Source organism: Pseudomonas sp. Irchel 3A5 (assembly GCF_900187575.1).
Classification (GTDB): Bacteria; Pseudomonadota; Gammaproteobacteria; order Pseudomonadales; family Pseudomonadaceae; genus Aquipseudomonas; species Aquipseudomonas folii.
Genome location: NZ_FYDU01000002.1, coordinates 290035 through 310059, shown reverse-complemented (window position 1 = coordinate 310059; position 20025 = coordinate 290035). Strand labels below are relative to the sequence as shown.

Annotated in this window: 19 protein-coding genes; 17 read left to right on the top strand and 2 right to left on the bottom strand. The window is 56.0% G+C overall.

Annotated features, from left to right (window positions below; translation table 11 throughout):
• Positions 1 to 15 precede the first annotated feature (15 nt).
• Positions 16 to 954: a FecR domain-containing protein gene (locus CKW31_RS03975; protein ID WP_256582480.1), complete on the bottom strand. Its 939-nt coding sequence runs from the start codon at positions 952 to 954 to the stop codon at positions 16 to 18.
• 5 nt (positions 955 to 959) lie between these two features.
• Positions 960 to 1469 (bottom strand): sigma-70 family RNA polymerase sigma factor, encoded by a 510-nt coding sequence (locus tag CKW31_RS03970; RefSeq protein ID WP_095093125.1) that lies wholly within the window; start codon positions 1467 to 1469, stop codon positions 960 to 962.
• A 579-nt stretch (positions 1470 to 2048) separates the two neighbouring features.
• Here CKW31_RS03970 and mnmG point away from each other — a divergent pair.
• The 17 genes from mnmG to CKW31_RS03885 all read left to right on the top strand — a co-directional run bounded on the left by mnmG (position 2049) and on the right by CKW31_RS03885 (position 19832).
• Positions 2049 to 3941, top strand: a complete 1893-nt coding sequence (mnmG, locus tag CKW31_RS03965) for a tRNA uridine-5-carboxymethylaminomethyl(34) synthesis enzyme MnmG (RefSeq protein WP_095093277.1) — start codon at positions 2049 to 2051, stop codon at positions 3939 to 3941.
• Positions 3942 to 3946: 5 nt separating this feature from the next.
• Positions 3947 to 4582 carry a 16S rRNA (guanine(527)-N(7))-methyltransferase RsmG gene (gene rsmG, locus CKW31_RS03960; protein ID WP_095093124.1) on the top strand — a complete coding sequence of 212 codons (636 nt, stop codon included), beginning with the start codon at positions 3947 to 3949 and terminating at the stop codon, positions 4580 to 4582.
• Positions 4583 to 4600: 18 nt separating this feature from the next.
• The gene (locus tag CKW31_RS03955) at positions 4601 to 5392 is read left to right on the top strand and encodes a ParA family protein (RefSeq protein WP_027901588.1); all 792 of its coding nucleotides are present in this window, start codon (positions 4601 to 4603) and stop codon (positions 5390 to 5392) included.
• 9 nt (positions 5393 to 5401) lie between these two features.
• A complete protein-coding gene (locus CKW31_RS03950) occupies positions 5402 to 6274 on the top strand; it encodes a ParB/RepB/Spo0J family partition protein (RefSeq protein ID WP_095093123.1) in 873 nt (290 codons plus the stop codon).
• 146 nt (positions 6275 to 6420) lie between these two features.
• The gene (locus CKW31_RS03945) at positions 6421 to 6828 is read left to right on the top strand and encodes a F0F1 ATP synthase subunit I (protein WP_027901590.1); all 408 of its coding nucleotides are present in this window, start codon (positions 6421 to 6423) and stop codon (positions 6826 to 6828) included.
• Between the two features lie 16 nt (positions 6829 to 6844).
• A complete protein-coding gene (atpB, locus tag CKW31_RS03940) occupies positions 6845 to 7714 on the top strand; it encodes a F0F1 ATP synthase subunit A (protein WP_027901591.1) in 870 nt (289 codons plus the stop codon).
• Between the two features lie 147 nt (positions 7715 to 7861).
• A complete protein-coding gene (atpE, locus tag CKW31_RS03935) occupies positions 7862 to 8119 on the top strand; it encodes a F0F1 ATP synthase subunit C (protein ID WP_002555987.1) in 258 nt (85 codons plus the stop codon).
• A 57-nt stretch (positions 8120 to 8176) separates the two neighbouring features.
• Complete coding sequence (locus tag CKW31_RS03930) at positions 8177 to 8647, top strand: F0F1 ATP synthase subunit B (RefSeq protein ID WP_027901592.1); 471 nt, start codon at positions 8177 to 8179, stop codon at positions 8645 to 8647.
• 12 nt (positions 8648 to 8659) lie between these two features.
• Complete coding sequence (locus CKW31_RS03925) at positions 8660 to 9196, top strand: F0F1 ATP synthase subunit delta (protein ID WP_095093122.1); 537 nt, start codon at positions 8660 to 8662, stop codon at positions 9194 to 9196.
• Positions 9197 to 9217: 21 nt separating this feature from the next.
• Positions 9218 to 10762, top strand: a complete 1545-nt coding sequence (gene atpA, locus CKW31_RS03920) for a F0F1 ATP synthase subunit alpha (protein ID WP_032628510.1) — start codon at positions 9218 to 9220, stop codon at positions 10760 to 10762.
• A 50-nt stretch (positions 10763 to 10812) separates the two neighbouring features.
• The gene (gene atpG / locus CKW31_RS03915) at positions 10813 to 11673 is read left to right on the top strand and encodes a F0F1 ATP synthase subunit gamma (RefSeq protein ID WP_087269415.1); all 861 of its coding nucleotides are present in this window, start codon (positions 10813 to 10815) and stop codon (positions 11671 to 11673) included.
• A gap of 27 nt (positions 11674 to 11700) precedes the next feature.
• Complete coding sequence (gene atpD / locus CKW31_RS03910; RefSeq protein WP_027901596.1) at positions 11701 to 13080, top strand: F0F1 ATP synthase subunit beta; 1380 nt, start codon at positions 11701 to 11703, stop codon at positions 13078 to 13080.
• Between the two features lie 44 nt (positions 13081 to 13124).
• A complete protein-coding gene (locus CKW31_RS03905; RefSeq protein WP_027901597.1) occupies positions 13125 to 13550 on the top strand; it encodes a F0F1 ATP synthase subunit epsilon in 426 nt (141 codons plus the stop codon).
• Between the two features lie 116 nt (positions 13551 to 13666).
• A complete protein-coding gene (gene glmU / locus CKW31_RS03900; RefSeq protein ID WP_095093121.1) occupies positions 13667 to 15034 on the top strand; it encodes a bifunctional UDP-N-acetylglucosamine diphosphorylase/glucosamine-1-phosphate N-acetyltransferase GlmU in 1368 nt (455 codons plus the stop codon).
• Between the two features lie 350 nt (positions 15035 to 15384).
• Positions 15385 to 16155 (top strand): DeoR/GlpR family DNA-binding transcription regulator, encoded by a 771-nt coding sequence (locus tag CKW31_RS03895; protein ID WP_176469782.1) that lies wholly within the window; start codon positions 15385 to 15387, stop codon positions 16153 to 16155.
• A 10-nt stretch (positions 16156 to 16165) separates the two neighbouring features.
• Positions 16166 to 18001, top strand: a complete 1836-nt coding sequence (gene glmS / locus CKW31_RS03890) for a glutamine--fructose-6-phosphate transaminase (isomerizing) (protein ID WP_095093119.1) — start codon at positions 16166 to 16168, stop codon at positions 17999 to 18001.
• A gap of 484 nt (positions 18002 to 18485) precedes the next feature.
• Positions 18486 to 19832: a hypothetical protein gene (locus tag CKW31_RS03885; protein WP_095093118.1), complete on the top strand. Its 1347-nt coding sequence runs from the start codon at positions 18486 to 18488 to the stop codon at positions 19830 to 19832.
• The last annotated feature ends 193 nt before the right edge of the window (positions 19833 to 20025 follow it).

The following is a 20025-nucleotide window of genomic DNA, read 5'->3' as shown; positions in this document are numbered from 1 at the left end:
CGATATTTTTCAGCGTTAGCCAATGCGCTTCACAGACACCCAATACCGAGTGAAGTAATTCACCCGAATGGGCAGCGTCGTCTGCAGATTTGCCAACACCGCCTCTGTTGCGTCCAGACGAAATGCACCGGACACCCGCAGGCTCGCCGCTTGTTCATCGCACTGCATCACACCTGAGCGATATCGGGCCAACTCCTTGATGACATCCCCCAACCGCGCATCCAGAACAACTAACTGGCCATCGACCCACGCCGCCTCGGTCTGTGGATAAATGCGGGTAGGGCTGACCCGTTCAGTGTCGAAATCCAGCCCCTGACCTACTTTTAATAGTATGGGTGAAGTTAATGAACGGGCGGGCTGGATGCTGACCTGATCCTCCAGAACCCCGACCCGGGTGCCGTGTTCCAGTTGCCTGACAACGAATCGAGTGCCAAGGGCCTGCACTCTGCCGTCCCGAGTCTCGACATAGAACGGCCGGGTATCCCCTCGCTTGCCGGTGCGAATCAGAATTTCACCATCACGCAAACGAATCAGCCGCTGCTGGCTGTCAAATGAAACGTCTATCGCGGTTTCGGTGTTCAGCTCGACATGAGTACCGTCCGCCAGCTCGACATGTCGACGCTGACCTACCGGCGTGCGGTAGTCAGCCCACATATCCTTTAATGAAGTGTGCTGTTGAATATTCCAGCCGACGTAGCCGGTACCTGCGAAAGCCAGCAGTAATTTGAGCACCTGCCGACGTTGCTGCGGTGCCGATAAAACGCGGCGGGTCAGGTCGGGAGATAAGCCCCCAAGGCTCCGCTGCAGTTGTTCCATCTGTTCCCAGGCAACCTTGTGAGCGGGGTCACTTTCAAGCCAGCGGCGCCAGGCAATCTGGTCGTCCTGCGACATAGGCTCACTCTGAAATTGCACATACCAACTGGCTGCCGCCTCGAACACCTTGCGGTCAGGCATCGCACTCACGACATCTGCGCCATGAGCATCGTGCATTCAGTCAACGCACGGACCATGTGCTTTTTCACAGTCGTCAGAGAAACCTTCAATTGAGTCGCGATCTGTTGATAAGTCAGCCCATCGATCTGCGATAGAACAAATATGTGCTTGGTACGGGCTCCCAGTTCGCTCAACGCTTTATCCACAGCCATCAACGTCTCAATGATCAACGCCTTGTCTTCTTCGCTGATCACTGTCGTTTCAGGTCTGTCGGCCAATGTCTGCAGGTAAGCCAATTCGATCGCTCTGCGCCTGTAGCGATCAATCACCAAGCCGCGAGCCACCGTAGCCAGGTAATCACGTGGCTCACGTATAGGCGCGGCATTGGCTGAGCCAAGAATACGAACGAAGGTGTCCTGGGCTACATCGGCAGCATCGCACGCGTTATTCAGTCTGGCTTTGAGCCAGGCGTTCAGCCACGAATGATGTTGCTCATATATGCACTGCACGGCAACCGTATGGGAGTAGGAGGGCATGGTGATAAGGGTATGTTAATGATAATAGCTATTATTAGCTTTTGTCCGCGGAACTCACAATAGCTGCGTTTTAACCATTTTGGTTATGGCTTGGCCCACGCGTTTGTCACTTGAAACTGTCCTCGGCTCGATTGCAGAACCTTCCTGCCCTTCGATAAATGCCCTCGCACCTCTCTGATCAACGAAATTTATCGTATTAAGCTCTGTGGATAACGCCCGCTAAGGGCAGTTGATAACAGGGGTTGAAATATGAGCATAACCTCCTCTGTGGACAAGTAGCGTTTTAATCCACAGGCTCAAGCCGGTTATCCAGAACCCTCCCGAGCACATGGCCACAGACTTTTGATTCTCTGTACACATTGATAAATAAGGCCTGTAGCAATCTATCCACAGAAATGTGGATCAGTATAAATAGCATTTAAAATAAGGTTTTATAAATCTTCTCTCTTTTTAATTTCTATATCTGAGACTTTTCCACAGCTGGTTAAATTTTGTGCAACGGGTTCCTTTCGGGGGGGTGAAGTCCCTATACTTGTCAGCTATCCCAATTTCCCATCTAGAACAGGCACGAGGTGCGTGGTGGATTTCCCTTCCCGTTTTGAAGTGATCGTCATCGGTGGCGGTCATGCCGGTACCGAGGCCGCACTGGCGTCGGCACGTATGGGTGTAAAAACCCTTTTGCTGACCCACAACGTGGAAACACTGGGCCAGATGAGCTGCAATCCCGCTATTGGCGGCATTGGTAAAAGTCATCTGGTCAAGGAAATCGACGCCCTGGGCGGCGCGATGGCGATGGCCACCGACAAAGGTGGTATCCAGTTCCGTGTGCTGAACAGCCGCAAAGGCCCTGCAGTCCGGGCAACTCGCGCTCAGGCAGATCGTGTTCTGTACAAAGCGGCTATCCGTGAAACCATCGAAAACCAGCCGAACCTGTGGGTATTTCAACAAGCCTGTGATGACCTGATCGTCGAGCAGGACGAGGTACGGGGCGTCGTGACCCAAATGGGCCTGCGTTTCATGGCCGATTCGGTTGTGCTGACGACCGGCACCTTCCTGGGTGGACTTATCCACATCGGAATGCAGAATTACTCAGGTGGTCGCGCCGGTGATCCGCCGTCAATCGCGCTGGCACATCGTTTACGTGAATTGCCATTACGAGTAGGTCGCCTGAAAACCGGTACGCCACCGCGCATCGATGGCCGTTCGGTGGATTTCTCGGTCATGACCGAACAGCCCGGCGATACACCCATTCCGGTCATGTCGTTCATGGGCTCCAAGGAACAGCATCCGTCGCAGGTCAGTTGCTGGATCACTCACACCAATGCCCGAACTCACGAAATCATTGCGGCCAACCTCGATCGTTCGCCCATGTATTCCGGCGTTATCGAAGGCGTGGGTCCACGCTATTGCCCGTCGATCGAAGACAAGATCCATCGGTTTGCCGACAAGGAAAGCCATCAGGTCTTTATCGAACCCGAAGGCCTGACGACGCATGAGCTTTATCCGAACGGCATTTCGACTTCGTTGCCGTTTGACGTGCAATTACAGATCGTCCGTTCGATTCGCGGTATGGAAAATGCCCACATCGTGCGTCCTGGCTACGCCATCGAATATGACTACTTCGATCCACGCGATCTGAAGTACAGCCTCGAAACCAAAGTCATCGCGGGTCTGTTCTTCGCAGGACAAATCAACGGTACGACCGGTTACGAGGAAGCCGGTGCCCAAGGTTTGCTGGCCGGGACCAACGCCGCTCTTCGCGCCCAGGGCAAGAAAAGCTGGTGTCCACGTCGCGATGAAGCGTACATCGGCGTACTTGTGGATGACTTGATCACTCTTGGCACCCAAGAGCCGTACCGGATGTTCACGTCTCGTGCCGAATACCGCTTGATTCTGCGTGAAGACAACGCGGACTTGCGCCTGACCGAAAAAGGCCGCGAGCTAGGTCTTGTTGATGATCACCGCTGGGCTGCGTTCTGCACCAAGCGTGAAAACATCGAACTGGAAGAGCAGCGCCTGAAAAGCACCTGGGTACGTCCGGGTACTGAGCAGGGCGATGCCATTGCCAGTCATTTCGGCACGCCGTTGACTCACGAATACAACCTGCTCAACCTGTTGACCCGACCGGAAATCGACTACGCCAGTCTGGTTTCCCTCACCGGCCATGGCAGCCCTGATCCGCAAGTCGCTGAACAGGTTGAAATCAAGGCCAAATACGCGGGTTACATTGACCGCCAGCAGGACGAAATCGCTCGGCTGCGTGCCAGCGAAGACACCAAGCTGCCTGAAGACATCGATTACACGACCATTTCCGGTCTGTCGAAAGAGATTCAGAGCAAGCTGGGGATAACTCGTCCAGAAACGCTGGGGCAGGCTTCACGAATCCCGGGCGTAACGCCGGCGGCGATTTCCCTGTTGATGATTCACTTGAAAAAACGCGGCGCGGGCCGTCAGTTGGAGCAAAGCGCTTGAGTTCTATGGTCACCCCGCAACATGCCGAAGAGTTATCCCGAGGCGCTCAGGATCTGGGTGTAAAACTCAGTGAAAGCCAGCACTCACAGCTGTTGGCCTATCTGGCCCTGTTGATCAAGTGGAACAAGGCCTACAACCTGACCGCTGTGCGCAACCCGGACGAAATGGTTTCACGTCATCTGCTGGACAGTCTGAGCGTAGTGCCTTTTGTCGAGGGTGAACGCTGGCTGGATGTTGGAAGTGGTGGTGGCATGCCGGGCATTCCGCTAGCCATCATGTTTCCGGAGATGAAAGTGACGCTGCTGGACAGTAACGGCAAAAAGACCCGGTTCCAGACTCAGGTCAAACTTGAGCTCAAGCTCGATAACGTCGAAGTTATCCACAGCCGGGCCGAGTCCTTTCAACCGGAGCTGCCGTTCACCGGGATCGTTTCCCGTGCGTTCAGTAGCCTGGAAGACTTTACTGGGTGGACCCGTCACATGGGCGACACCAACACGCGATGGCTGGCGATGAAAGGCCTGCATCCGACCGATGAACTGGTAGCATTGCCCGCAGATTTCCGCGTGGATAGCGCACAAGCCTTGACCGTACCGGGTTGCCAAGGCCAACGCCATCTGCTGATACTGCGCCGCACGGCATGACTGGGAACACAAGCAAGCATGGCTAAGGTATTCGCGATTGCGAACCAAAAAGGTGGTGTGGGTAAAACCACCACCTGTATCAACCTCGCAGCATCGCTGGTCGCTACCAAGCGCCGCGTACTGCTGATCGATCTCGACCCTCAGGGCAACGCCACGATGGGCAGCGGTGTGGATAAACACGCCCTGGAAAACTCGGTTTATGACGTTCTGATTGGCGAATGCGATCTGGCTCAGGCCATGCAGTTCTCCGAACATGGCGGCTACCAGCTACTGCCCGCAAACCGCGATCTGACGGCGGCCGAAGTCAATCTGCTCGAAATGAAGATGAAGGAGAGCCGCCTGCGCAATGCACTGGCGCCGATCCGCGAGAATTACGATTACATCTTGATCGACTGCCCGCCGTCTCTGTCGATGTTGACGTTGAACGCGCTGGTCGCTTCAGACGGGGTTATTATCCCCATGCAGTGTGAATACTTTGCTCTGGAAGGTCTTAGCGACCTTGTGGATAACATCAAGCGCATTGGCGAATTGCTCAATCCGGCCCTGAAAATCGAGGGATTGCTGCGCACCATGTACGACCCGCGTCTGAGCTTGATCAACGACGTGTCTGCACAGCTCAAAGAGCATTTCGGCGAACAGCTGTACGACACCGTAATCCCGCGCAACATTCGTCTCGCCGAGGCACCGAGTTTCGGCATGCCTGTTCTGGCTTACGACAAAAGTTCTCGGGGTGCATTGGCCTACCTTGCTCTGGCAGGGGAAATGGTCCGCCGTCAACGGCGCGGTTCGCGCACAGCTCAGCCAACTTAAGGAAATCCCATGGCCGTCAAGAAAAGAGGTCTCGGACGTGGGCTGGACGCACTTCTGAGCAGTCCAACCGTCAGCTCCCTCGAAGAACAAGCCGTCAAGGCCGACCAGCGTGAGCTGCAGCACATCCCGCTGGAGCTGATTCAGCGCGGCAAGTACCAGCCACGTCGGGACATGGATCCGCAGGCGCTCGAAGAGCTCGCCCAGTCGATCAAGGCCCAGGGCGTGATGCAGCCGATTGTGGTGCGTCCGATCGGTGATAACCGTTTTGAAATCATCGCCGGTGAGCGTCGCTGGCGTGCGAGCCAGCAAGCCGCGATGGAAACCATCCCGGCGATGGTGCGCGATGTGCCGGATGAAACCGCTATTGCCATGGCGCTGATCGAGAACATTCAGCGCGAAGACCTCAATCCCATCGAAGAAGCAGTCGCTCTGCAGCGTCTGCAGCACGAGTTTCAGCTCACCCAGCAGCAAGTGGCCGATGCGGTCGGCAAGTCGCGTGTCAGCGTTGCCAACCTGCTGCGTCTGATTGCGCTGCCGGATGTGATCAAAACCATGCTTTCCCACGGCGACCTGGAAATGGGACACGCTCGTGCGTTGCTCGGTCTGCCCGAAGAACAGCAGGTGGAAGGGGCGCGACATGTTGTCGCACGTGGCCTGACGGTTCGCCAGACAGAAGCGCTCGTACGCCAGTGGTTGAGTGGAAAACCTGCGGCTGTCGAGCCGGCCAAGACCGATCCGGATATCAGTCGCCTCGAACAGCGTCTGGCCGAGCGGCTGGGCTCTGCGGTGCAAATCCGGCACGGGCAGAAGGGTAAAGGGCAATTGGTGATCCGGTATAACTCGCTGGATGAGCTCCAAGGCGTGCTCGCCCACATCCGCTGAAACAATTGCACTGTAGCGTGTAGTCGGAAATCACTACCTGAAGGTTGAATAGGGGCTGAACCGCCCCTATACTCTGCGCGCATTTTGTCGGCACAAATTATGCCAAGTTATTGATTTTGGCGGCCGACGCACGAGGAGCAGGAGTGATGGAGACACGCATGCCAAACCGCTTGCCGTTCCATCGACTGGCGGTTTTCCCGGTACTGCTGGCTCAATTTATTGTCCTGCTGCTGGCAGCCCTGGTGCTGTGGCAGTGGCACGGAGTCGTAGCCGGATATTCAGGGCTGTGCGGAGGCCTGATAGCCTGGCTGCCCAATTTGTATTTTGCTCACAAGGCTTTCCGGTTTTCCGGGGCTAGAGCAGCGCAAGCCATTGTCCGGTCATTTTATGCCGGCGAGGCGGGCAAGCTGATTTTTACGGCAGTGCTTTTTGCACTGACCTTTGCAGGTGTGAAGCCATTGGCGCCGATAGCGGTATTCGGCGTGTTCATGTTGATCCAGGTGGTCAATTGGTTCGCTCCCCTGCTGATGAGAACAAGACTTTCGAGACCTTAGGGCGTTTGAGGCAAACATGGCAGAGCAAACAGCTTCGGGCTATATCCAGCACCACTTGCAGAACCTGACCTTCGGTCAGCTACCAGATGGCGGCTGGGGTTTTGCCCACACCGCTGCAGAAGCGAAGGAAATGGGCTTTTGGGCTTTCCACGTCGATACTCTCGGCTGGTCTGTTGCCCTGGGTCTGATTTTCGTTCTGATTTTCCGCATGGCGGCCAAGAAGGCAACTTCAGGGCAACCAGGCGCGCTGCAGAACTTCGTTGAAGTGCTGGTCGACTTCGTAGACGGTAGCGTGAAGGACAGCTTCCATGGTCGTAGCCCGGTGATTGCACCGTTGGCGCTGACCATTTTCGTCTGGGTGTTCCTGATGAACGCCGTCGACCTGGTTCCAGTTGACTGGATTCCTCAGTTGGCGATCCTGATTTCGGGCGATTCGCACATTCCTTTCCGCGCTGTTTCGACGACAGACCCTAACGCCACGCTTGGCATGGCTCTGTCGGTCTTCGCGCTGATCATTTTCTACAGCATCAAGGTCAAGGGCATAGGCGGCTTTATCGGCGAACTGACCCTGCACCCGTTCGGCAGCAAGAACATTTTTGTTCAGGCGCTGTTGATTCCGGTGAACTTCCTGCTTGAATTCGTGACTCTGATTGCCAAACCGATTTCGTTGGCACTGCGTCTGTTCGGCAACATGTACGCTGGCGAGCTGGTGTTTATCCTGATCGCCGTCATGTTCGGCAGCGGCCTGCTCTGGCTCAGCGGCCTGGGCGTGGTTCTGCAATGGGCGTGGGCTGTATTCCACATCCTGATCATCACCTTGCAGGCGTTCATCTTCATGATGCTGACCATCGTGTATCTGTCGATGGCTCACGAAGATAACCATTAAGACTCGCCTGGCGCGTCTGGATGTACCTCTCGCTTCGGCGAGAGGAGGCCGCAAGCGGGGAACCGCAAAGGCTGATGTAAAACGATTTGTTTTACCGCTTTAATCTAAGAAAACCTAACCAATACGACGTAAAAGTCGGGAGGAAAGATGGAAACTGTAGTTGGTCTAACCGCTATCGCTGTTGCACTGTTGATCGGCCTGGGCGCACTGGGTACTGCAATCGGCTTCGGCCTGTTGGGCGGCAAATTCCTGGAAGGCGCAGCTCGCCAGCCAGAAATGGTTCCAATGCTGCAGGTTAAAATGTTCATCGTTGCCGGTCTGCTCGACGCCGTAACCATGATCGGTGTTGGTATCGCTCTGTTCTTCACTTTTGCGAACCCCTTCGTTGGTCAACTCGCTGGCTAATCTCTCGATATTTCGAGGTGATTGGTGTGATGGACAACGAACGAGCGAGGTGTTGGCGTGAACATTAATGCAACCCTGATTGGCCAGTCCGTTGCGTTCTTCATTTTTGTGCTGTTCTGCATGAAGTACGTTTGGCCTCCGGTCATTGCGGCTTTGCACGAACGTCAGAAGAAGATCGCGGATGGACTGGACGCTGCCAGCCGAGCAGCTCGCGACCTGGAGTTGGCCCAAGAGAAAGTGGGTCATCAACTGCGCGAAGCTAAAACTCAGGCAGCCGAGATCATTGAGCAAGCCAAGAAACGCGGTACTCAGATTGTCGACGAAGCCCGTGAACAGGCCCGTGTCGAAGCTGACCGTGTGAAGGCTCAGGCTCAGGCCGAGATCGAACAGGAACTGAACGGTGTCAAAGACGCGCTGCGTGCCCAATTGGGTAGCCTGGCAGTCGGCGGCGCTGAGAAAATCCTGGGTGCCACAATCGATCAAAACGCGCACGCGGAGCTGGTTAACAAACTGGCTGCTGAAATTTAAGCGAGGGCGATCATGGCAGAACTGACCACGTTGGCCCGACCTTACGCTAAGGCAGCCTTCGAGCACGCCCAGGCCCACCAGCAACTGGCCAATTGGTCAGCCATGCTCGGCCTGGCTGCAGCGGTGTCGCAAGATGACACCATGCAGCGCGTACTCAAGGCCCCGCGACTGACGAGCGCAGACAAGGCCACCACTTTTATTGAAGTGTGTGGCGACAAGTTCGATGCCAAGGCACAGAATTTCATCCACGTCGTTGCCGAAAACGACCGTCTCCCGCTTCTGCCGGAGATCGCCGAACTGTTCGACCTGTACAAGGCCGAGCAGGAAAAATCGGTCGATGTGGATGTCACCAGTGCTTTTGCATTGAACCAAGAACAGCAAGACAAACTCGCCAAGGTTCTCAGTGCACGGCTCGGCCGGGAAGTGCGCCTGCATGCTTCGGAGGATGCCACCCTTATTGGTGGTGTCGTAATCCGAGCCGGCGACCTGGTTATCGATGGCTCAGTTCGCGGCAAACTCGCGCAACTAGCCGAAGCATTGAAATCTTGAGTTTGAAGGGGCAGCAGAGCAATGCAGCAACTCAATCCTTCCGAAATAAGTGAAATCATCAAGGGTCGCATCGACAAGCTCGATGTAACCTCCCAAGCCCGTAACGAAGGCACTGTCGTCAGCGTATCTGACGGCATCGTGCGGATTCACGGTCTGGCCGACGTAATGTACGGCGAGATGATCGAGTTTCCGGGCGGCGTCTACGGTATGGCGCTGAACCTTGAGCAAGACTCTGTAGGTGCTGTGGTACTGGGCGCCTACACGACTCTGGCTGAAGGCATGAGCGCCAAGTGCACTGGCCGCATCCTCGAAGTTCCGGTTGGTAAGGAACTGCTGGGTCGCGTAGTCGACGCACTGGGTAACCCAGTTGACGGCAAAGGTCCGCTGAACAACACCGAGACCGATGCGGTCGAGAAAGTTGCTCCAGGCGTGATCTGGCGTAAGTCGGTAGACCAGCCTGTACAGACTGGCTACAAGGCTGTCGATGCCATGATTCCAGTCGGCCGTGGCCAGCGTGAGCTGATCATCGGTGACCGTCAGATCGGTAAAACCGCTCTGGCCATCGACGCGATCATCAACCAGAAAGACAGCGGCATCTTCTGCGTATACGTAGCAATCGGTCAGAAACAATCGACCATCGCCAACGTTGTTCGCAAGCTCGAAGAAAACGGCGCACTGGCTAACACCATCGTCGTGGCTGCAAGTGCTTCTGAATCCGCTGCGTTGCAATTCCTTGCACCGTACTCGGGTTGCACCATGGGTGAATTCTTCCGCGACCGCGGTGAAGACGCGCTGATCGTTTATGACGATCTGTCCAAGCAAGCAGTGGCGTACCGCCAGATTTCCCTGCTGCTGCGCCGTCCACCAGGTCGTGAAGCTTACCCAGGCGACGTGTTCTATCTCCACTCCCGTCTGCTGGAGCGCGCATCGCGTGTTTCCGAAGAGTACGTAGAGAAGTTCACCAACGGCGCAGTGACCGGCAAAACCGGTTCCCTGACCGCATTGCCGATCATCGAAACTCAGGCTGGCGACGTTTCCGCGTTCGTTCCGACCAACGTGATTTCCATCACCGACGGTCAGATCTTCCTGGAATCGGCCATGTTCAACTCTGGCATCCGTCCAGCAGTGAACGCCGGTGTTTCGGTATCCCGTGTGGGTGGTGCCGCTCAGACCAAGATCATCAAGAAGCTCTCCGGTGGTATCCGTACCGCTCTGGCTCAGTACCGTGAACTGGCCGCATTCGCCCAGTTTGCTTCTGACCTGGACGAAGCGACCCGTAAGCAACTTGAGCATGGTCAGCGCGTTACCGAGCTGATGAAGCAGAAGCAATACGCACCAATGTCGATCGCTGACATGGCGCTGTCGCTGTATGCCGCTGAGCGTGGGTTCCTGACCGACATCGAAATCGCCAAGATTGGCAGCTTTGAACAAGCGCTGATTGCTTACTTCAACCGCGATCACGCCGATTTGATGGCGAAGATCAACGTGAAGGGTGACTTCAATGACGAAATCGACGCTGGCATGAAAGCCGGTATCGAGAAGTTCAAGGCCACCCAAACCTGGTAAGCCGCAGCGGGGGCCGAAAGGCTCCCGCTTGCTAACCTGATAGGTGTTACATGGCAGGCGCAAAAGAGATTCGCAGCAAGATTGCGAGCATCAAAAGCACGCAAAAGATCACCAGCGCCATGGAAAAAGTGGCGGTCAGCAAAATGCGCAAGGCTCAAATGCGCATGGCTGCTAGCCGTCCTTACGCGGAGCGCATCCGCCAGGTGATTGGTCATCTGGCCAACGCTAACCCGGAATACCGCCATCCGTTCATGGTCGAGCGCGCTGTAAAGCGTGTCGGTTATGTCGTGGTGAGCAGTGACCGTGGTCTGTGCGGTGGCTTGAATACCAACCTGTTCAAGGCTCTGGTCAAGGACATGGCGGTAAACCGTGAAAACGGCGTAGAGATCGATCTGTGCGTGGTTGGCAGCAAAGGTGCGGCATTCTTCCGCAACTTCGGCGGTAACGTCGTCGCTGCGATCAGCCACTTGGGCGAAGAGCCGTCGATCAATGATTTGATCGGCAGCGTCAAGGTGATGCTGGATGCCTACCTGGATGGCCGTATTGATCGCCTGTCCGTGGTATCCAACAAGTTCATCAACACCATGACCCAGCAGCCAACGGTGGAGCAATTGATTCCGCTGGTGGCGACCCCGGATCAGAAACTCAAGCACCACTGGGACTATCTCTACGAACCCGATGCCAAAGAGCTGCTTGACGGCTTGATGGTTCGCTACGTTGAGTCGCAGGTGTACCAGGCGGTGGTCGAGAACAACGCAGCTGAACAAGCAGCGCGGATGATCGCGATGAAGAACGCCACAGACAACGCCGGTGATTTGATCAGTGATTTGCAGCTGATCTACAACAAGGCGCGTCAGGCAGCGATCACCCAAGAGATCTCGGAAATCGTCGGCGGCGCTGCCGCGGTTTAACGGTTCAAATATTAGAGGAACCAGCTAATGAGTAGCGGACGTATCGTTCAAATCATCGGCGCCGTGATCGACGTGGAATTCCCACGCGATAGCGTACCGAGCATCTACAACGCGCTGGAAGTCAAAAGCGCGGCAGGGACCACCCTGGAAGTTCAGCAGCAGCTGGGCGACGGCGTGGTTCGTACCATTGCGATGGGCTCCACCGAGGGCTTGAAGCGTGGTCTGGAAGTTTCAGACTCTGGCAAAGCCATCTCCGTACCAGTCGGTAAAGCGACTCTGGGCCGGATCATGGACGTGCTGGGCAACCCGATCGACGAAGCTGGCCCGATCGACACCGAAGAACGCTGGGGCATTCACCGTCCTGCGCCGTCCTTCGCTGAACAGGCTGGTGGCAACGATCTGCTGGAAACAGGCATCAAGGTTATCGACCTGGTTTGCCCGTTCGCCAAGGGTGGTAAAGTCGGTCTGTTCGGTGGTGCCGGTGTAGGCAAAACCGTAAACATGATGGAACTGATCCGTAACATCGCCATCGAGCACAGCGGTTATTCCGTGTTCGCCGGTGTGGGTGAGCGTACTCGTGAGGGTAACGACTTCTACCACGAGATGAAGGATTCCAACGTTCTGGACAAAGTGGCACTGGTTTACGGTCAGATGAACGAGCCGCCGGGTAACCGTCTGCGCGTAGCACTGACCGGCCTGACCATGGCCGAGAAATTCCGTGACGAAGGTAACGACGTTCTGCTGTTCGTCGACAACATCTACCGTTACACACTGGCCGGTACTGAAGTATCCGCACTGCTGGGCCGTATGCCTTCCGCAGTAGGTTACCAGCCGACCCTGGCTGAAGAGATGGGCACTCTGCAAGAGCGCATCACTTCCACCAAAAACGGTTCGATCACTTCCATCCAGGCCGTATACGTACCAGCGGATGACTTGACTGACCCGTCGCCAGCGACCACGTTTGCCCACTTGGACGCAACCGTCGTACTGTCCCGTGACATCGCTTCCCTGGGTATCTACCCAGCGGTAGATCCACTGGATTCGACTTCGCGCCAGCTGGACCCGAACGTTATCGGCCAGGAACACTACGACACCGCTCGCGGCGTACAGTACGTGTTGCAGCGCTACAAAGAACTGAAGGACATCATTGCGATCCTGGGTATGGACGAGCTGTCGGAGACCGACAAACAGTTGGTTAACCGCGCTCGTAAGATCCAGCGCTTCCTGTCGCAACCGTTCTTCGTGGCTGAAGTCTTCACTGGTGCATCGGGTAAATACGTTTCCCTGAAAGACACCATTGCTGGCTTCAAAGGCATCCTCAACGGTGACTACGACCACCTGCCAGAACAAGCGTTCTACATGGTCGGCGGCATCGAAGAAGCGATCGAGAAAGCCAAGAAACTGTAATCCCAGCGCCCGGAAACGGGCGCTAATCAGGTCGAGGCAAGCAAATGGCTATAACAGTCCATTGCGATATCGTCAGCGCGGAAGGAGAAATTTTCTCCGGTCTGGTCGAGATGGTGATTGCGCACGGCAACCTGGGTGATATTGGTATCGCTCCAGGCCACGCGCCGCTGATCACTGATCTGAAACCAGGTCCGATCCGCTTGATCAAGCAGGGCGGAGCAGCCGAGGTGTTTTACATCTCCGGTGGTTTCCTCGAGGTTCAACCGAACATGGTCAAGGTGCTTGCCGACACTGTGCAACGTGCTGATGACCTGGACGAAGCCTCTGCTCAGGCAGCCGTAAAGGCAGCCGAGAAAGCCCTGAACGAAAAAGGCGCGGATTTCGATTACGGATCTGCAACTGCTCGTCTGGCCGAGGCCGCAGCCCAGCTGCGTACCGTTCAGCAAATTCGCAAGAAGTTCGGCGGCTAACCCCGTCGTCTTCTGCGCGATTGAGAAAAAGGGTAGCCTCGGCTACCCTTTTTCTTTTTTCAGGATCAGCCGACGCTTGTGGATAAGTGACGCGGCGCGCCTCAGTTGGAAATCCCATGTCTCTTGATATCGTTATTCTCGCGGCAGGCCAAGGCACTCGCATGCGCTCGGCACTCCCGAAAGTTCTGCACCCTGTTGCCGGTGACTCTATGCTCGGCCATGTTATCCACAGCGCTCGGCAATTATCGCCGCAGCGGATCCATGTGGTGATTGGTCATGGTGCGGATATCGTCCGTGAGCGTTTGGCCGCCGACGATTTGAATTTCGTCATGCAGGACAAGCAACTTGGGACCGGACACGCTGTGGCCCAGGCATTGCCGGAACTGACGGCCGAGACCGTGCTGATCCTCTATGGCGATGTACCGCTCATTGAAGTTGAAACCCTTAAGCGTTTGCTGAAACAGGTCAATGCCGAGCAACTGGGTCTGTTGACCGTCAATCTCGATGATCCAACCGGTTACGGCCGTATCGTGCGTGACCAGCAGAACCTCGTGCGTGCCATCGTCGAGCACAAGGACGCGACAGAAGTCCAGAAGGCTATTACCGAAGGCAACACCGGCATTCTCGCCGTCCCGGGCAAGCGTCTGGCGGACTGGCTGGGACGGCTATCGAACAACAACGCACAAGGCGAGTATTACCTGACTGACGTGATTGCCACGGCCGTCAACGATGGTCTGGTGGTCGCCACTGAGCAGCCCCACGACGCCATGGAAGTTCAAGGCGCCAACGACCGCAAACAACTCGCCGAGCTGGAGCGTCACTATCAGTTGCGCGAAGCTCGCCGCTTGATGGCGCTGGGCGTAACGTTGCGCGATCCAGCCCGCTTTGATGTGCGTGGTGACGTGACAGTAGGGCGCGATGTGCTCATCGACATCAACGTAATCCTTGAAGGCCGGGTCATCATTGAAGACGACGTGGTCATCGGCCCGAACTGCGTGATCAAAGACAGCACCTTGCGCAAAGGTGTGGTGGTTAAGGCAAACAGTCATCTCGACGGCGCGATCATGGGTGAGGGGAGTGACGCAGGTCCATTCGCTCGCTTGCGTCCGGGCAGCGTGCTGGGTGCGAATGCGCATGTGGGTAACTTCGTCGAGTTGAAGAATGCGCGTCTTGGCGAAGGTGCCAAAGCCGGGCATCTGACCTATCTGGGCGATGCTGAAATTGGTGCGCGCACTAACATCGGTGCCGGCACGATCACCTGCAACTATGACGGCGCGAACAAGCACAAGACCGTATTGGGTGAGGACGTCTTCATCGGCTCCAATAACTCGTTGGTTGCCCCTGTGGATATCTTGTCAGGTGCTACCACCGCTGCAGGCTCGACCATCACTCAAACTGTACCGGCCGAACAGCTAGGCATCGCCCGAGCGCGCCAACGCAATATCGAAGGCTGGAAGCGCCCGGTTAAAATCAAGAAAGACTGAAGTTATCCACAGGGCAGCTTTTCGTTCTGTGTCGGTGGGGCCACAGTGTATTTGGAAACCGCGCGGTCCTTGATGGATTGAGGGTTTCTGTTGGAGCGACGCTTGCCCGCGAATCAATCGACTCGGTGGATCAGGCACGCCGCGTTATCGTTCTTTCGCGGGCAAGCCTCGCTCCAACAGATTCCGCGTTCGTTGCGTGACAGCACGGTGTCAGCGAAAAAGGGCGACCGCTTACAGAATCTGCATTCCAAATCCATGATCGGCCCGCTGAGTCATCACATCAGGCTTGACGCCTTACTTCGAATAGGTTTTGATTGCCTTCGTTATCTTACGAATCGAAACTTAAGCAGATCATGTCGAAACGCAATACACCTCAAAGACGTCACAACATCCTTGCATTGCTCAGCGAGCAGGGCGAGGTGAGTGTGGACGAATTGGCGAAGCGCTTCGAAACTTCCGAAGTTACGGTTCGCAAGGATTTGGCTGCACTCGAAAGCAATGGTCTGCTGTTACGTCGCTATGGCGGTGCGGTCACGTTGCCTCAAGAGCTGATCAGCGAAAGCTCACAACCTGTTTCCAGGTACAAGCAAGCCATCGCCCGTGCGGCGGTTAAGCGAATCCGCGAGCACGCGCGCATCATCGTCGACAGCGGCAGCACTACTGCCGCGCTGATTCCCGAACTGGGCCAGCAACCTGGCCTGGTGGTGATGACCAACTCCCTGCACGTTGCCAGCGCACTGAGCGAACTTGAGCATGAGCCTGTTCTGTTGATGACCGGTGGTACCTGGGACCCGCATTCGGAGTCTTTCCAGGGCCAGGTCGCGGAGCAGGTGCTGCGCTCATATGATTTTGACCAGTTGTTTATAGGTGCCGACGGCATCGATCTGGCTCGCGGCACCACCACCTTCAACGAATTACTGGGCCTGAGCCGCGTCATGGCTGAAGTCGCCCGCGAAGTAGTGGTGATGGTCGAGGCGGACAAAGTGGGTCGCAAGATTCCTAATCTGGAGCTGCCCTGGAGCAGTATCCACACCCTTATTACTGATGATCGCCTGCCACCCGAGGCACGCGAACAGATACAAGCCCGCGGCATAACCTTGATTTGCGCCGCTGCCAGCTAGGAGAAAACTTATGTGTGGAATCGTCGGCGCAGTCGCTGAACGCAACATCACCGCCATCCTGATCGAAGGTCTCAAGCGCCTGGAATACCGTGGCTACGATAGCGCTGGCGTTGCGGTGTTCAGCAATGCCGGTGTGCTCGATCGTCGCCGTCGTTCCGGCAAGGTCAGCGAACTGGAGCAGGCGTTGGCAGGCGAGCCACTGCTGGGCCGTCTGGGTATCGCCCACACTCGTTGGGCGACCCACGGCGCACCCTGTGAGCGTAATGCCCACCCGCATTTTTCTGGCGATGAACTGGCAGTTGTCCACAACGGCATCATCGAGAACCATGAACCCCTGCGCGAGCGCCTCAAAGGCTTGGGCTATGTATTTGTGTCCGATACGGACACTGAAGTCATCGTCCACTTGCTGCACCATAAGCTCAAGGACACGCCTGACCTGACAGTTGCGCTTAAAGCTGCCGTCAAAGAGCTGCACGGCGCATACGGTCTGGCAGTGATCAGTGCAAAACAGCCAGACCGACTGGTCGCCGCCCGCAGCGGCAGTCCGCTGGTAGTGGGGCTGGGCCTTGGAGAGAACTTCCTCGCGTCCGACCAAATGGCGCTGCGTCAGGTCACCGACCGCTTCATGTACCTGGAAGAGGGCGATATCGCCGAGATTCGTCGAGAAAGCGTGCAGATCTGGTCGTTGGATGGCTTGCCGGTTGAACGTGAAGTCGTGCAATACCGTGAAGGCGCAGAAGCGGCCGACAAAGGCGAGTTCCGCCACTTCATGCTCAAGGAAATCCACGAGCAACCAAAAGTAGTGCAGCGCACGCTTGAAGGCCGTCTTGGCCAGCAGCAGGTTCTGGTGCAAGCGTTTGGTCCTCAAGCAGCCGAGTTGTTCGCCAAAGTGCGTAATGTGCAGATCGTTGCCTGCGGTACCAGCTACCACGCCGGCATGGTCGCGCGTTACTGGCTGGAAGGGCTGGCAGGGATTCCATGCCAGGTGGAAGTTGCCAGTGAGTTCCGTTATCGCAAAGTCGTGGTACAGCCGGACACGTTGTTTGTCTCGATTTCCCAGTCCGGCGAAACCGCTGACACCCTGGCCGCATTACGCAACGCCAAAGAGCTGGGCTTTCTCGCCAGCCTCGCCATCTGCAACGTCAGCATCAGCTCGCTGGTTCGCGAGTCCGACCTGACTCTGCTGACCCAGGCCGGTCCCGAAATCGGTGTGGCGTCCACCAAAGCCTTCACCACTCAACTGGTCGCGCTGCTGTTACTGACCCTGTCTCTGGGCCAGGTTCAAGGCACATTGGAAGAGGGTGTTGAAGCCGAGCTGGTTGAAGAGCTGCGTCGTCTGCCGACTCGTCTGGGTGAAGCGTTGGCCATGGATAGCACCGTCGAGAAAGTCGCCGAGCTGTTCGCCGAAAAGAACCACACCCTGTTCCTGGGGCGAGGCGCTCAATTCCCGGTGGCCATGGAAGGTGCACTCAAGCTCAAAGAGATCTCCTACATCCACGCCGAAGCCTACCCGGCTGGTGAGCTCAAGCATGGTCCTTTGGCGCTGGTCGACAGCGACATGCCGGTGGTGACCGTCGCACCCAACAACGAGCTGCTGGAAAAGCTGAAGTCCAACCTGCAGGAAGTCCGCGCCCGCGGCGGTGAACTGATCGTCTTCGCCGACGAGCAAGCCGGTATGAGCAACGGCGAAGGCACACACGTCATCGCCATGCCGCACATCATCGATGCGCTGGCACCGATCCTCTACACCATTCCATTGCAGCTGCTTTCGTACTACGTGGCGGTGTTGAAGGGTACGGATGTGGATCAGCCGCGTAATCTGGCGAAGTCGGTGACGGTGGAATAAGTTATCCACAGCGGGGTTTGGAGTTATGAGTTTAGAGAATTAACGTTATCGCAAAAGAATTAAATCTGTCGCCGGAGTCGAGGAGTCAACCGCCCCGTTCTGGCGATAGGTTGCAAGCCGACCGAGACCTCCGCGCCCAGCCACTCACACCCACCGTCCTATGCCTGTAAGTCTCACAAGCCGCTATGTGCTGTTGCGAATCTAGCGATTTGCGCGGACGGCTCACACATCGTGATCAGATCAATTCGAGTGGATACTGTATTGGCAGGATACAGAGATATTGCATCACCACGGGTAGTTGACCCACTCGAGGGCCCTACGTCCCCTACCAGTTGCACCTCCGTTCGGATGATGCCAAATTGCTATTTCTCGGGCGTCAGTATTTTCTACAGCGCGGAATGGTATTGAGCGCTCGTGGCTTTATCCAGGCCCGACATCAGGTTGGGCTTTGTTAAGACATCACTTGCCGAAAATGGAGTTCAGCATGACCAGTTTGTTCTCGACCGAAAATCTGGAGTTCGATCCCGCAAAAAGCGTGAGCATCAACGAGGTCAACAGCACCTTCACCGAACAAAGCCTCCATCCACTGTTCAGCAAAGGTCCGTTAGGCGGGCAGGCAACGGCTGCCATAGCACGCCAGCAAGCTCGCGAAGCGGTGTTCATGCAGCGTTTTTCCGACATGGATATCGACAAGTTTCAGCAAGTGCCACAAGACGATGGGGATGTCTGGCTGGTTGGCATGCAAACCATCGATGGCGAACATCACCACGTACACATCTCGCAGAATAGTTTGCTGGATTCGGTGCAGTTGATCGAAGCCACTCCAGCGGAAGTCGCATTGAGGGAGAAGAAGTACAAGATCGTCACCGAAGAAATGTCCATCGAAATTGATGGTAAGCGCTATTTTGTCGACTCGCACATTCCATTCAATTTCGGCTTCGGCGGCATCACCCGTACCGTGGTCAATTTCACGATTACGCTGGGCAGTTCGATCATCGTCACCACTGCGCTGAAGGAAGTGCTGAGCTATGCCGGCGGGCGCGGCCTCAGAGCTATATTGAAAGATGCGGTCTCCAAGACTTGGGTGCTTTTCAAAGCCGTGCTCCGGGGAACGCTTCAAGCGGCTGCGCGCTTCCTCAGGGTATTTTTCTCGGGCATCTTCAACGGCCAGTTCAATGGTCTGATGGGGCGCTGTGTCCAAGGTCTTGCCCGGGGTTGGCGCAGTGCGTTTGCACCTCTGGAGGAAGGCGCTGTCGTTGCAGGAATATGGGGCGCGGTACTCATTATTGCCACGACGGTGATCGTGTCCCTGGTCTTGCACAACACCCGGCATAACCTGACGATCTACAATCTGACAAGCAAGGACCTGCTGGTGTCTACTCCGCACATGGGGCACGGCGATACCGATACGCTCCAGGAGCTAGTCATCAAGGGCTACGAAAATCGCGGGCCTTTAGGCAAGTGGTACAACGCCTCCCCTATCAAGTCCGAAAGCAAAACCTATCTATCCGGCATTGGCCTAGCGATGAACCTGTCACTGCGCGAGGCCGAAAGCAAAGCCTCCATCGCCGACTTCGCCTGCATGTTCGATATCCCCTACACCGGTACCAACTCGCTCAACGCCATCGCCCAAAAGCAGGACAACATCGTTAAATACTACGATAGCAATGAAGGCGTAAACACCACGGGGCAGGCCAGCGCAAGTAACGACCAATATGAAGTCATCGTGACTTATGACATCACCAGCGGCCAGCAATATGACCTTGAGACCAAGGATAAGGGCTATATCTACAACTCGATGGTTATCGTTCGAGAGAAGGTAGCGGGCTGAAACCCAAGAGCCAGCGTGCTGGCAGAGAGCGGGAAGGAATTCTCACCCGACTCTGCCGATCCACAAGGATAAGTTTGGTGACTAAACTTGTAAGAACAGCCCTCCGTCATTGATTTGTCGGAGGGCACTGGCCTTTTAGAGGCAAAATTCTCAAATTTACCTGATAAAGCTCTATAAGCAGGACTGGTAGCTA

Bases quoted from the DNA above. Each gene is read 5' to 3' on its own strand.
- CKW31_RS03975 (WP_256582480.1), bottom strand. From the start codon at position 954: ATGCCTGACCGCAAGGTGTTCGAGGCGGCAGCCAGTTGGTATGTGCAA.
- CKW31_RS03970 (WP_095093125.1), bottom strand. From the start codon at position 1,469: ATGCCCTCCTACTCCCATACGGTTGCCGTGCAGTGCATATATGAGCAA.
- rsmG (WP_095093124.1), top strand. From the start codon at position 3,947: ATGGTCACCCCGCAACATGCCGAAGAGTTATCCCGAGGCGCTCAGGAT.
- CKW31_RS03955 (WP_027901588.1), top strand. From the start codon at position 4,601: ATGGCTAAGGTATTCGCGATTGCGAACCAAAAAGGTGGTGTGGGTAAA.
- CKW31_RS03950 (WP_095093123.1), top strand. From the start codon at position 5,402: ATGGCCGTCAAGAAAAGAGGTCTCGGACGTGGGCTGGACGCACTTCTG.
- CKW31_RS03945 (WP_027901590.1), top strand. From the start codon at position 6,421: ATGGAGACACGCATGCCAAACCGCTTGCCGTTCCATCGACTGGCGGTT.
- atpB (WP_027901591.1), top strand. From the start codon at position 6,845: ATGGCAGAGCAAACAGCTTCGGGCTATATCCAGCACCACTTGCAGAAC.
- atpE (WP_002555987.1), top strand. From the start codon at position 7,862: ATGGAAACTGTAGTTGGTCTAACCGCTATCGCTGTTGCACTGTTGATC.
- CKW31_RS03925 (WP_095093122.1), top strand. From the start codon at position 8,660: ATGGCAGAACTGACCACGTTGGCCCGACCTTACGCTAAGGCAGCCTTC.
- atpA (WP_032628510.1), top strand. From the start codon at position 9,218: ATGCAGCAACTCAATCCTTCCGAAATAAGTGAAATCATCAAGGGTCGC.
- atpG (WP_087269415.1), top strand. From the start codon at position 10,813: ATGGCAGGCGCAAAAGAGATTCGCAGCAAGATTGCGAGCATCAAAAGC.
- atpD (WP_027901596.1), top strand. From the start codon at position 11,701: ATGAGTAGCGGACGTATCGTTCAAATCATCGGCGCCGTGATCGACGTG.
- CKW31_RS03905 (WP_027901597.1), top strand. From the start codon at position 13,125: ATGGCTATAACAGTCCATTGCGATATCGTCAGCGCGGAAGGAGAAATT.
- glmU (WP_095093121.1), top strand. From the start codon at position 13,667: ATGTCTCTTGATATCGTTATTCTCGCGGCAGGCCAAGGCACTCGCATG.
- glmS (WP_095093119.1), top strand. From the start codon at position 16,166: ATGTGTGGAATCGTCGGCGCAGTCGCTGAACGCAACATCACCGCCATC.
- CKW31_RS03885 (WP_095093118.1), top strand. From the start codon at position 18,486: ATGACCAGTTTGTTCTCGACCGAAAATCTGGAGTTCGATCCCGCAAAA.